Source organism: Cobetia sp. BMC6 (genome assembly GCF_029991385.1).
Taxonomy (GTDB): domain Bacteria; phylum Pseudomonadota; class Gammaproteobacteria; order Pseudomonadales; family Halomonadaceae; genus Cobetia.
In genome coordinates this window covers 251202-263068 of the sequence record NZ_JAKUMF010000004.1, presented here as the reverse complement: position 1 = coordinate 263068, position 11867 = coordinate 251202, and the positions used below count along the sequence as shown (strand labels likewise).

Below are 11867 nucleotides of genomic sequence, written 5' to 3'. Positions count from 1 at the left end.
GACTGGGCTCATCCAGTGCTGCGCCAGATAGGGCGCAGCCGTCCTGCAGCGCGGATCACTCGACCGTGACACTCTTGGCCAGGTTGCGCGGCTGATCGACATCAGTGCCCTTGAGCACGGCGACGTGATAGGACAGCAGCTGCAGCGGCAGGGTGTAGAGAATCGGCGCCAGCACTTCACTGACATGCGGCATGCGCAGCACACGCACGCCTTCGCTCTCTTCAAGGCTGATGTTCTCGTCAGCGAACACGTAAAGCTCGCCGCCACGCGCACGCACTTCCTGCAGATTCGACTTGAGCTTCTCGAGCAGCTCGTCGTTCGGCGCCACCGCCACTACCGGCATGTCGGCATCGACCAGTGCCAGCGGGCCGTGTTTCAGCTCACCCGCCGGATAAGCCTCAGCGTGGATGTAGGAGATTTCCTTGAGCTTGAGCGCGCCTTCCAGTGCGATGGGGAACTGGGTGCCACGCCCGAGGAACAGCGCATTGTGCTTGTCGGCGAAGGCCTCGGAGAGACGTTCGATCTCGCTGTCCATGGCCAGTGCCTTGGTGACCAGCGACGGCAGCTGACGCAGCTCACGCACCACCTCGGCTTCCCCCGCCTCATCACCGCCACGCACACGACGCAGCGACAGTGTCAGCAGCATCAGACCGATCAGCTGGGTGGTAAAGGCCTTGGTGGAGGCGACGCCGATTTCCGGGCCGGCCATGGTCATCAGGCTGAGGTCTGATTCCCGCACCAGCGAGCTGCCCGGGACGTTGCAGATCGCCAGGCTACCGAGGAAGCCACCCAGCGACTGGGCATAGCGCAGCGCGGACAGCGTATCGGCGGTCTCGCCGGACTGGGACAGTGTGACGAACAGGGTGCCATCGGCGACCACCACCGGACGGTAGCGGAACTCGGACGCGACCTCGACCGCCGCCGGAATGCCGGCCAGACGCTCGATCCAGTAATGCGCGACCATGCCGGCGTGGTAGCTGGTCCCACAGGCGACGATCTGCACCTGCTTGACCTGACGGAAGAGGTTTTCCGCCTCGCTGCCGAAGCTGCGCACCAGCACGTGGTCACCGTTCAGGCGGCCTTCCAGCGTGGCGGCCAGCACACGCGACTGCTCGTGGATTTCCTTGAGCATGAAGTGACGGTAATCGCCCTTGGAAGCGGCATCCTGCGCGTGCTCGAAGGTCTGCACCGGACGCTCGTTGGCCTCGGTGACCAGGCGCTCGCCCTGCTCGAAGATCTCGATCTGCTCGGCGGTCATGCGCACCAGATCGCCTTCCTTCAGGTAGATGAAGCGATCAGTGACCTGCAGCAGCGCCAACTGATCGGAGGCCAGGAAGTGCTCGTCGATCCCGACACCGATCACCAGCGGGCTTCCCTGACGCGCGCCGATCAGAACGTCCGGCTGGGCACGATGCACCACGCCCAGCGCGAAGGCGCCATCGAGCAGCGCCACCGCCTTCTGCACCGCGGTCAGAAGGTCCTGACTCAGGGTGTATTCACGCGCCAGCAGGTGCGCGACGACCTCGGTGTCCGTCTCGGAGGTAAAGACATAACCCTGACCTTCCAGCTCGCGCTTGAGGGTCTCGTAGTTCTCGATGATGCCGTTGTGGACCACGGCCAGACTGTCACCGGACTGGTGCGGGTGGGCGTTGGCCTCACTCGGTGCACCATGGGTGGCCCAGCGGGTGTGCGCGATGCCGACACGCCCCTTGAGCGGCGCTTCCTCGAGACGCTCCTGCAGCGCTGCGACCTTGCCCAGCGCACGCACGCGGTTCAGGCGCCCCTCTTCGGAGAGGACGGCCATGCCTGCGCTGTCGTAGCCACGGTATTCGAGGCGGTGCAGGCCCTCGAGCAGGATGTTCTGGACGTTACGACTGGCGACGGCGCCGACGATGCCACACATGAGCGATCTCCTTATGCAGTTGCTGGCTCGATGAGCGGGGCGATCAACACCTCGACGCCATGAGCGCGAATCTGGTCACGCGCGGCATCAGGCAGCGCGTCATCGGTTATCAGGGTACTGACGCTGGTCCAGGCCAGCTCCAGGTTGGGAATGCGACGGCCCAGCTTGTGGGATTCCGCCATCACCACCACTTCTCGCGACACCTCGGCCATCACGCGCGACAGGCCGATCAGCTCGTTGAAGGTGGTGGTGCCACGCTCGAGGTCGAGACCATCCGCGCCGAGAAACACCTGATCGAAGTCATAGCTGCGCAGTACCTGCTCCGCCACCTGACCCTGGAAGGAATCCGAGTGCGGGTCCCAGGTGCCGCCGGTCATCAGCAGCACCGGCTCGTTTTCCAGCTCGCGGATGGCATTGGCCACGCTCAGCGAGTTGGTCATCACGATCAGGTCATCCCGACCCTTGAGCTCGGGAATCAACACCACCGTGGTGGTGCCACTGTCGATGATGATGCGCTGGTGCGCGCGGATACGGCTCGCGGCGAGGCGGGCGATGGCCTGCTTGGCGGCGCTGACCGGCTCGTCATGTACCAGCAGCTCACGCGGCATGGCCACGGCGCCGCCATAGCGCCTGAGCAGCAGGCCACTCTTCTCGAGGAAGGCCAGGTCCTTGCGGATGGTGACCTCCGAGGTGGCAAGCTCCCGCGCCAGTGCCTCGACACTGACCTCACCGTCACGCGCCAGCTGATCAAGGATCTGGTGACGCCGTTGTGGTGTCAGTCGCTTTGACATCGGGAACTCCCATAAAGTTTCGAACCGAAAGATAAGAGAGATTAATCGAAACATCAAGTGAAAGACGCTAGAGGATGAGACGATTCGCTCCCGGCCGGTCAACCAGCACAATCGGCCGTGACGAAAAAACGGGGAGACACCTGTCGGTGCCTCCCCGCCGGTGATGCTCATCTCCCCTCAGGGGCAAGCATCACTACCACTACTGCCGATCACTGTAGCCGATCACTTCTTGGTCGGACGCGGCCATTCCGGCTTGTCGATACGCTTGCCGCGCGCCACGCTCAGCGCGCCCTCGGCGACATCGCGGCTCAAGGTAGAACCGGCACCCACAGTGGCACCGGCACCGATCTTGAGCGGTGCCACCAGCGCCGAGTTGGAGCCGATGAAGGCATTGGCGCCGATTTCGGTGCGGAACTTGTTGGCACCATCATAGTTGCAGGTGATGGTGCCGGCGCCGACATTGACGGCCTCGCCGAGGGTGGCATCGCCGACATAACTCAGGTGATTGATCTTGGCATCGACACCGACCTGGGCATTCTTGGTCTCGACGAAGTTGCCGATACGTGCGCCACGCGCAAGCTCGGTGCCCGGACGCAGACGCGCGAACGGACCGACGTTGTTGTCGCCTTCCAGCACGGCGCCGTCGATGACGCTGTGCGGCGCGATGTTGGCACCGGCACCGATGGTGGCGTTGCGGATCACGCAGTGGGCGCCGATGACCACATCATCCGCCAGGGTGACGTCGCCTTCGAAGATGCAGCCGACATCGATGCTGATGTCAGTGCCGATGGTCAGCTTGCCGCGCACATCGATGCGTGACGGATCGGCCAGGCTGGCGCCTTCGGTCATCAGGCGGTTGGCCTCACGACGCTGGAAGGCACGCTCGAGATCGGCCAGCTGCAGGCGGTTGTTGACGCCCTGCACTTCCTCGACTGCCGCCGGCTGGGCGGTGGCGATGTTGACGCCTTCGCTGGCTGCCATGGCGATGATGTCGGTCAGGTAGTACTCACCCTGGGCATTGTCGGCGGACAGCGCCGGCAGCCAGCGCTTGAGCTGAGCACCGGTGGTGGCGAGGATACCGGTGTTGCCTTCCTGGATGGCCAGCTGCTCCGGCGTGGCATCCTTGTGCTCGACGATGGCGCTGACGCGGCCTTCGGCGTCACGCACGATACGGCCATAGCCTGTCGGGTCTTCCAGAATCACCGTCAGCAGCCCCAGGGTCTGCTCACTGACTTCGGCCAGCAGCGCCTCGAGGGTCTCGCGACGAATCAGCGGCACATCGCCATACAGGATCAGTACCTTGCCATCACCGATGGCGTCCAGTGACTGGGCCACGGCATGCCCTGTGCCCTTCTGCTCTGCCTGTACCGCGAAACTGGCACCGGTATCGGCCAGCTGCTGCTGGACGCGCTCACCACCATGACCGATGACGACATTCAGATGCGCACCGTTCAGACCTGCAGCAGTGTCAGCCACATGACGCACCATCGCCTTGCCTGCCAGCGGGTGCAGCACCTTCGGCAATCTGGAACGCATGCGGGTGCCCTGGCCTGCGGCAAGAATGACGACGTCGGTACGCTCTGCGCTGCTCATCGGTGAACTCCTGTAGAAAGCGGGTCTTCATACCTGAAGCCCTGAAAATAGTGGCGCCATGATAGCAGCTGATCCGTGACCTGCCAGTGACGAGGTTTACCCACGGGGCTGTCGCCGAGAACAGACCCGAGAAAGTAGCAGTACTCCCGCAAGAGGCTTGAGCCTATAGGCTCAGCACTCAAGGCGCTGGCGAATGAGTATGCTCAGCCTTGGATCACGCCAGGCTGCCTCGCCGGTCAGACCGGCCGTCCCATTGTGCCAAGCACAAAAAAAGGCGACCCGAAGGTCGCCTCTTTCCTGTCACTGGCCGTCATGGCCCAGTGCATCTCAGCGCGTGTGACGACGCATCTGCTGCACGGTGCGCAGCTTGGCCATCGCCTCGGCCAGTTCGGCCGTGGCGCGTGAGTATTCCAGTTCGGAAGCCTGGTCGTTCATGGCCTTCAAGGCCACTTCCTTGGCTTCCTGGGCTGCCGCCTCATCCAGATCGTCGGCACGTACTGCGGTGTCGGCGAGGACTGAAACGAGGTTCGGCTGCACTTCGAGAAATCCGCCACTGACGTAGTAGATTTCCTCGGCCCCACCCTGACGCTGAACGCGAATCGGGCCGGGTTGCAGCTCGGTCAGCAGCGGAGCGTGGCCCGGCATGATGCCGAGATCACCTTCGCTGCCGGCAGCCACGAGACGCTCGACCAGGCCGGAAAAGATGCCTTTCTCAGCGCTGACGATGTCGCAATGGACGCTCATAGCCATACCTGTTTCCTCATGCCTGAACAGGGAAATTACATGCCCTTGGCTTTCTCGACAGCTTCGTCGATGGTGCCGACCATGTAGAACGCCTGCTCCGGCAGTGCGTCATATTCGCCGTCCAGAATACCTTGGAAGCCGCGGATGGTGTCCTTGAGGGACACGTACTTGCCCGGCGCGCCGGTGAAGATTTCCGCAACGAAGAACGGCTGTGACAGGAAGCGCTGGATCTTGCGCGCACGTGCCACGGTCTGCTTGTCTTCGTCAGACAGCTCGTCCATCCCGAGGATGGCGATGATGTCTTTCAGCTCCTTGTAGCGCTGCAACACACCCTGAACGTTACGGGCAGTGTTGTAGTGCTCTTCGCCAACGACCAGCGGGTCGAGCTGACGAGAGGTGGAGTCGAGCGGGTCAACGGCCGGATAGATACCCAGCTCGGCAATCTGACGGGACAGTACGACAGTCGCGTCAAGGTGCGAGAAGGTGGTCGCCGGCGACGGATCGGTCAAGTCATCCGCGGGGACGTAGACGGCCTGCACGGAAGTGATCGAGCCAGTCTTGGTAGAAGTGATGCGCTCCTGCAGGACGCCCATCTCTTCCGCCAGAGTCGGCTGATAACCAACCGCGGACGGCATACGACCCAGCAGTGCGGACACTTCGGTCCCCGCCAGGGTGTAACGATAGATGTTGTCGACGAACAGCAGAACGTCACGACCTTCGTCACGGAACTTCTCGGCGATGGTCAGGCCGGTCAGTGCCACGCGCAGACGGTTGCCCGGCGGCTCGTTCATCTGGCCATAGACCAGGGCAACCTTGTCGAGAACGTTGGATTCCTTCATTTCGTGGAAGAAATCGTTACCTTCACGAGTACGCTCACCCACGCCCGCGAACACGGAATAACCGCTGTGCTCGGTGGCGATGTTGCGGATCAGCTCCATCATGTTGACGGTCTTGCCGACACCGGCGCCGCCGAACAGACCGACCTTGCCGCCCTTGGCGAACGGGCAGACCAGGTCGATGACCTTGATGCCGGTTTCCAGAAGCTCGCTGGACGCTGCCTGTTCCGCGAAGCTCGGGGCTGCACGGTGAATCGGCATGTGCTCTTCAGCACCCACGTCGCCAGCTTCGTCGATCGGCTGACCCAGCACGTTCATGATGCGACCCAGAGTCGCCGTGCCGACCGGCACGGAGATCGGAGCACCGGTGCTCTCAACTGCGAGACTGCGCTTGAGGCCTTCGGTCGAACCCATTGCGATAGTACGGACCACGCCGTCGCCCAGCTGCTGCTGGACTTCGAGTACGGTCTCGCTATCGGCGACGTTCAGGGCGTCGTAGACCTTGGGCACTGCGTCCCGCGGAAACTCGACGTCAATCACCGCGCCGATGATTTGTACGATACGTCCGCTCATTCCTGGTTCCTCTTAAACCTGCGATTGAAACCTGCTTGCCTGTTGCCACGCTGTCATCAGACGGCGGCGGCACCGGATACGATCTCGGAGATTTCCTGAGTGATCGCTGCCTGGCGGGCCTTGTTGTAGACCAGCTGAAGGTCGTCGATCAGGTCGCCGGCGTTATCGGTCGCACTCTTCATTGCGATCATTCGCGCTGCCTGTTCGCAGGCGATGTTCTCGACCACGGCCTGGTAGACCTGGGCCTCGACATAGCGCTTGAGCAGCTTGTCGAGCAACGAGACGGCATCCGGCTCATACAGGTAGTCCCATGTAGTGGGACCGGTTTCTTCGTCATTCAGATCAGCTTCGAGAGGAAGCAGCTGACGCACGACCGGCTTCTGCGTCATGGTGTTGACGAACTCGTTGAACACCACGTACAGACGGTCGAGGCTGCCCTCGTCGAATGCGTCCAGCATGGCCTTGACGCTACCGATCAGATCCTGGGTACCCGGGGAATCCCCGAGACCGGACTTGGCGGCAAGCAGGTTGCCACCGTAGTTGCGGAAGAAGGTACCGGCCTTGGAGCCGAGGGCACAGAAGTCCACCTCGACACCCTGATCGCGCCAGCTCTTCGCATGCTTGGTGACAGCCTTGAACAGATTGGCGTTCAGGCCACCACACAGGCCGCGATCACTGGAGACCACAATATAACCGACACGCTTCACATCGCGTTCCATCAGATAGGGATGGCGATATTCCGGGTTGGCCCGGGCGATGTGTCCTACAACTTTGCGGATCTGATGAGCATAAGGCTGGCTGGCCGCCATGCGATCCTGCGCTTTACGCATCTTGGACGCAGCCACCATTTCCATGGCGCTGGTGATCTTTTGCGTATTTTTGATGCTCCCGATCTGGGAGCGAATCTCTTTTGCAGCTGCCATAGCGATCTGCCTTATTCATGCCACCCGAAGGGAAACGACAGGGCCCGGCCTAGCCGGGCCATGCCACTTACCAGCTTTGAGTCGCCTTGAACTTCTCGACGCCAGCCTTGAGACCATTCTTGATCTCGTCATCGTAGCCGCCGGACTGATTGATCTTGTCCAGAAGATCCGCGTGCTCGGAGCGCATGAAGTCCAGCAGCGCCTTCTCGAAGCCCAGCACCTTGGCGACTTCGACGTCATCCAGGTAGCCTTCGTTGGCCGCGAACAGCGAGATCGCCATGTCGGCCACGGACATCGGAGAGTACTGCTTCTGCTTCATCAGCTCGGTGACACGCTGACCATGCTCGAGCTGCTTGCGGGTCGCTTCGTCCAGATCAGAGGCGAACTGGGAGAAAGCTGCCAGCTCACGGTACTGAGCCAGTGCCAGACGCACACCACCACCCAACTTCTTGATGATCTTGGTCTGAGCAGCACCACCGACACGGGAAACAGACAGACCCGCGTTGATGGACGGACGGATACCGGAGTTGAACAGGCTGGTCTCGAGGAAGATCTGACCGTCGGTGATGGAGATCACGTTGGTCGGAACGAACGCAGACACGTCGCCACCCTGGGTCTCGATGATCGGCAGCGCAGTCAGGGAGCCGGTCTTGCCTTTCACTTCACCGTTGGTGAACTGCTCGACATATTCGGCGTTGACGCGTGCGGAACGCTCAAGCAGACGGGAGTGGAGATAGAAGACGTCGCCCGGGTAGGCTTCACGGCCCGGCGGACGCTTGAGCAGCAGGGAGATCTGACGGTACGCCCATGCCTGCTTGGTCAGATCGTCATAGACGATCATCGCGTCTTCACCGCGGTCGCGGAAGTATTCACCCATGGTGCAACCGGCGTACGGTGCCAGGAACAGCATGGCAGCCGGGTCGGAAGCGCCAGCCGCGACGATGATGGTGTGTTCCATCGCGCCGTGCTCTTCGAGCTTGCGCACGACGTTGGCAATGGTGGACTGCTTCTGGCCGACGGCGACGTAGACACAGGTAATGCCCTTGCCCTTCTGATTGATGATGGCATCAATCGCGATGGCGGACTTACCAATCTGACGGTCACCGATGATCAGCTCGCGCTGACCACGGCCGATCGGCACCATGGCATCGATGGACTTCAGACCTGTCTGCACCGGCTGGTCGACCGGCTCACGGGCGATGACGCCCGGAGCGACCTTCTCAACCGCATCAGTCAGCTTGGCGTCGATCGGGCCTTTGCCGTCAATCGGATTACCCAGCGCGTCGACCACACGGCCGACCATTTCCGGGCCTACCGGCACTTCGAGGATACGACCGGTGCACTGCGCGGTCATGCCCTCTTCGAGCTGGAGGTAGTCACCCAGAACGACAGCACCGACGCTGTCGCGCTCAAGGTTGAGCGCCATACCAAAGACGCCACCCGGGAATTCAATCATCTCACCGAACATGACGTCTGCGAGGCCGTGGATCTGCACGATGCCGTCGGAGACGCTGACGATGGTGCCCTGATTACGGGCTTCGGATGCGACGTCAAGCTTTTCGATACGCTGCTTGATGATGTCGCTGATCTCGGAAGGATTCAGTTGCTGCATGCCATGTCCCTCGGACTCAGGAGTTCAGTGCTTCGGAAAGCCGGGCCAGCTTGCCGCGCACGGAGCCGTCAATGACGGTATCTCCGGCACGGATGATGACGCCGCCGAGCAGCGTACTATCCACCTGAGTGGTAATGGAGATGTCGCGGTTCAGACGCTTGCGCAGGGCAGTGGCGAGCTTTTCTTCCTGCTCACTCTCCAGTGCAAAGGCAGACACCAGGGTCACCTCGACACGCTGTTCCTGCTCGGCCTTCTGGGCCTCGAACAATTCGGCCACGGAGGGCAGGGCCGCAAGGCGGTCCTGCTCACCGAGAGTCCGGATGAAGTTGCGGGCGCTGTCATCCAGCGCCTCACCGCACACGTCCAGGAAGGTGCCAACCTTGTGCTCGGTGGAGAGCTTGGGGTTGTCGAGCACCGCCTTGACGTTTGCGTCGACAGCGACGAGCGCCGCTGTCGACAACATGCCGGACCAGGCCTCTAGCGCCTGCTGGCCGCGTGCAAACTCGAACGCCGCCTTGGCGTACGGGCGAGCCGCGGTGGAGGTAGACGTTTCAGCCATGGAATCAGTCTCCTCAGAGCTCGGCAGCGAGCTTGTCAATCAGCTCGCGGTGCTTGGCTTCGTCGATGGAGGATTCCAGGATGCGCTCGGCGCCGATCACTGCAAGAGCAGCGACCTGACCACGGAGCTCGTCCTTGGCCTGGTTGATCTCCTGGGAGATTTCGGCACGGGCCTGCGCAACGAGACGCTCGCCTTCCGCACGTGCAGTTTCACGTGCTTCCTCGATCATCTGGTTGGAGCGCTTATGGGTCTGCTCAATGATGCGTGCTGCTTCATCCTTGCTTTCCCGCAGAGTCTCGGTGGCTTTTTCCTGCGCCAGTTCGAGGTCACGGGTAGCACGGCTGGCAGCATCCAGACCATCTGCAATCTTCTTCTGACGTTCTGCCAGAGCCTGTGTGACCGGCGGCCAGACATACTTCATGCAGAAATAAACGAAGACCGCAAAGGCGATGGCCTGACCAATCAGGGTTAAGTTCAGATTCACGCCAGCACCTCTCGCTTCACGATTGTTGGGTCAAAAACACGGTAGGCCGGAGGCCAGCCGATGTTTAACCGACAAACGGGTTGGCGAAGGTGAAGAACAGCGCGATACCAACACCGATCATGGTCACGGCATCCAGCAGACCAGCGACGATGAACATCTTGACCTGCAGCTGCGGGATCATTTCCGGCTGACGCGCTGCGCCTTCCAGGAACTTGCCACCCAGGATACCGAAACCGATGGCGGTGCCCAGGGCGCCCAGGCCGATCAGCAGGGAGACGGCGATAGCGGTCATGCCAAGAACTTGTGCTTCCATTGTGGAACTCCAGTTTTAGTCAAGTTTAAGTCAAGGGGTTGAGGGTGTGAGCAGAGCTCGGAAATCTTGCCCCACGCCACGGATGGCGTGGGGCGAAATGCATCAGTGGTCTTCGCTGGCCATGCTCAGGTAGACGATGGTCAGCATCATGAAGATGAATGCCTGCAGGGTAATGACCAGGATATGGAAGACCGCCCACGGGAAGTGCAGGGGCAGCTGCCAGATACCGACCAGCGAGATCAGGATGAAGATCAGCTCGCCTGCATACATGTTACCGAACAGACGCAGCGCCAGAGAGATCGGCTTGGCGATCAGCGTCACGAACTCAAGCAGGAAGTTGACCGGAATCAGCGCGATCTGTGCCAGCTTGTTCGGAGTGTTGAACGGGTGCAGCGTCAGTTCGGCCAGGAAGCCCTTGAGGCCCTTGACGCGAATGGAATAGAAGATGATCAACGCGAACACGGACAGTGACATGCCCAGCGTGGCATTGATGTCAGTGGACGGCACCACCTTGAAGAACACGTGAGCCGGATCGGCGCCGAACATCTCACCGACCTTGGCAGCAACGCCAGGCAGCCAGTCGACGGGGATCAAGTCCATCAGGTTCATCAGGAAGATCCAGCAGAAGATCGTCAGTGACAGCGGTGCGATCAGGCGTGAACGGCCGTGGAAGGTCTCACGCACGGACTGATCGACGAACTCGACCATCAATTCGACGAAGTTCTGCAGACCGCTGGGAACGCCAGTGGTGGCGGACTTGGCGACCTTGCGGAACAGGCACAGGAAGATCAGGCCCAGACCGATGGACCAGCCCATGGTGTCCAGGTGGATGGCCCAGAATCCCATGTCGGCCGCTTCCTGAGCGCTGTGCGCCAGTGACCATCCGTGTTCCGGGTGGTTGCCGTACGTCAGATTCTGCAGGTGGTGCTGAATATATTCGGAGGGACTCGGGTTGGTGCCTGCCATGACTCTGCCTCAGGTTCGTGTGTACGGTGTTCGCTTCACCAGCCAGGGGCCCAGCCAGTGAACCGCCATTGCCGCCACGTAAGCGCAAAAAAATAAAGCGGGGTTTGAGGGCGGCACTGCAATGAAGAAGAACGCAAACAATACGGCCGTCAAACCGAACTTACCGGCCTCGGCCTGATAGAAGGCCTTGACCATTGCCTGGGCGTAGCGTGCACCGGTCACACGCAGTGAACGCCAGGCGAAAAACAGATTGGGCAGCAGGCAGACCAGCCCACCACACAGCGCGGAAAGCGCCGCACCACTGCCTTTCATCACTCCCGCCAGCAAGACGGCAATCACGATGACCAGCGCCTGGCCCCAGAGCAATCGAGCTACCTGAGGGCGTTGTAGAGCAGCGGGTGTCGTCTTGTGCATCTTGGACCTGTGTCTCGCAATGATGGCCTTCGCCATTTCTGGCGCTGCGCTGGACACAGCCCGGGAGCAAACTCGCCGGATTATAGGGGAGCGCTTCACCGCCATCAACCAAACGACAAGCTAAATTCCTTGATCTTTCGCAAGCTTACGACCAAA

General features: G+C 61.3%; 12 protein-coding genes. All 12 read right to left on the bottom strand.

Translation table 11 applies throughout. The features are described from left to right. Nucleotides 1-55 precede the first annotated feature (55 nt). On the bottom strand, nt 56-1903 hold the full coding sequence (glmS, locus tag MKZ40_RS10685) for a glutamine--fructose-6-phosphate transaminase (isomerizing) (RefSeq protein WP_175088897.1): 1848 nt from the start codon (nt 1901-1903) through the stop codon (nt 56-58). Nucleotides 1904-1914: 11 nt separating this feature from the next. Next, a complete protein-coding gene (locus MKZ40_RS10680; RefSeq protein ID WP_175088898.1) occupies nt 1915-2694 on the bottom strand; it encodes a DeoR family transcriptional regulator in 780 nt (259 codons plus the stop codon). Between the two features lie 222 nt (nt 2695-2916). After that, a complete protein-coding gene (gene glmU, locus MKZ40_RS10675; protein ID WP_175088899.1) occupies nt 2917-4287 on the bottom strand; it encodes a bifunctional UDP-N-acetylglucosamine diphosphorylase/glucosamine-1-phosphate N-acetyltransferase GlmU in 1371 nt (456 codons plus the stop codon). A gap of 327 nt (nt 4288-4614) precedes the next feature. After that, on the bottom strand, nt 4615-5037 hold the full coding sequence (locus tag MKZ40_RS10670) for a F0F1 ATP synthase subunit epsilon (protein WP_054556360.1): 423 nt from the start codon (nt 5035-5037) through the stop codon (nt 4615-4617). 29 nt (nt 5038-5066) lie between these two features. Then, nucleotides 5067-6440: a F0F1 ATP synthase subunit beta gene (gene atpD, locus MKZ40_RS10665; RefSeq protein ID WP_175088900.1), complete on the bottom strand. Its 1374-nt coding sequence runs from the start codon at nt 6438-6440 to the stop codon at nt 5067-5069. A gap of 56 nt (nt 6441-6496) precedes the next feature. Then, nucleotides 6497-7363 (bottom strand): F0F1 ATP synthase subunit gamma, encoded by an 867-nt coding sequence (gene atpG / locus MKZ40_RS10660; RefSeq protein ID WP_043331714.1) that lies wholly within the window; start codon nt 7361-7363, stop codon nt 6497-6499. Nucleotides 7364-7430: 67 nt separating this feature from the next. After that, nucleotides 7431-8975 carry a F0F1 ATP synthase subunit alpha gene (gene atpA, locus MKZ40_RS10655; RefSeq protein WP_175088901.1) on the bottom strand — a complete coding sequence of 515 codons (1545 nt, stop codon included), beginning with the start codon at nt 8973-8975 and terminating at the stop codon, nt 7431-7433. A 16-nt stretch (nt 8976-8991) separates the two neighbouring features. Beyond that, nucleotides 8992-9534 (bottom strand): F0F1 ATP synthase subunit delta, encoded by a 543-nt coding sequence (locus tag MKZ40_RS10650; RefSeq protein WP_043331710.1) that lies wholly within the window; start codon nt 9532-9534, stop codon nt 8992-8994. A gap of 13 nt (nt 9535-9547) precedes the next feature. Beyond that, entirely contained in the window at nt 9548-10018 is a 471-nt protein-coding gene (locus MKZ40_RS10645) for a F0F1 ATP synthase subunit B (RefSeq protein WP_175088902.1), read from the bottom strand. A gap of 64 nt (nt 10019-10082) precedes the next feature. Then, on the bottom strand, nt 10083-10331 hold the full coding sequence (gene atpE / locus MKZ40_RS10640) for a F0F1 ATP synthase subunit C (protein WP_011508579.1): 249 nt from the start codon (nt 10329-10331) through the stop codon (nt 10083-10085). Nucleotides 10332-10433: 102 nt separating this feature from the next. Further along, nucleotides 10434-11297 carry a F0F1 ATP synthase subunit A gene (gene atpB, locus MKZ40_RS10635; protein WP_043331706.1) on the bottom strand — a complete coding sequence of 288 codons (864 nt, stop codon included), beginning with the start codon at nt 11295-11297 and terminating at the stop codon, nt 10434-10436. A 9-nt stretch (nt 11298-11306) separates the two neighbouring features. Next, entirely contained in the window at nt 11307-11711 is a 405-nt protein-coding gene (locus MKZ40_RS10630) for an ATP synthase subunit I (RefSeq protein ID WP_043331819.1), read from the bottom strand. Nucleotides 11712-11867 lie beyond the last annotated feature (156 nt).

Excerpts from the sequence above, each read along its gene's own strand:
- atpE (WP_011508579.1), bottom strand. The coding sequence starts at position 10,331 with ATGGAAGCACAAGTTCTTGGCATGACCGCTATCGCCGTCTCCCTGCTG.
- MKZ40_RS10630 (WP_043331819.1), bottom strand. The coding sequence starts at position 11,711 with ATGCACAAGACGACACCCGCTGCTCTACAACGCCCTCAGGTAGCTCGA.
- MKZ40_RS10650 (WP_043331710.1), bottom strand. The coding sequence starts at position 9,534 with ATGGCTGAAACGTCTACCTCCACCGCGGCTCGCCCGTACGCCAAGGCG.
- MKZ40_RS10670 (WP_054556360.1), bottom strand. The coding sequence starts at position 5,037 with ATGGCTATGAGCGTCCATTGCGACATCGTCAGCGCTGAGAAAGGCATC.
- atpB (WP_043331706.1), bottom strand. The coding sequence starts at position 11,297 with ATGGCAGGCACCAACCCGAGTCCCTCCGAATATATTCAGCACCACCTG.
- MKZ40_RS10680 (WP_175088898.1), bottom strand. The coding sequence starts at position 2,694 with ATGTCAAAGCGACTGACACCACAACGGCGTCACCAGATCCTTGATCAG.
- atpA (WP_175088901.1), bottom strand. The coding sequence starts at position 8,975 with ATGCAGCAACTGAATCCTTCCGAGATCAGCGACATCATCAAGCAGCGT.
- atpD (WP_175088900.1), bottom strand. The coding sequence starts at position 6,440 with ATGAGCGGACGTATCGTACAAATCATCGGCGCGGTGATTGACGTCGAG.
- atpG (WP_043331714.1), bottom strand. The coding sequence starts at position 7,363 with ATGGCAGCTGCAAAAGAGATTCGCTCCCAGATCGGGAGCATCAAAAAT.
- glmS (WP_175088897.1), bottom strand. The coding sequence starts at position 1,903 with ATGTGTGGCATCGTCGGCGCCGTCGCCAGTCGTAACGTCCAGAACATC.
- glmU (WP_175088899.1), bottom strand. The coding sequence starts at position 4,287 with ATGAGCAGCGCAGAGCGTACCGACGTCGTCATTCTTGCCGCAGGCCAG.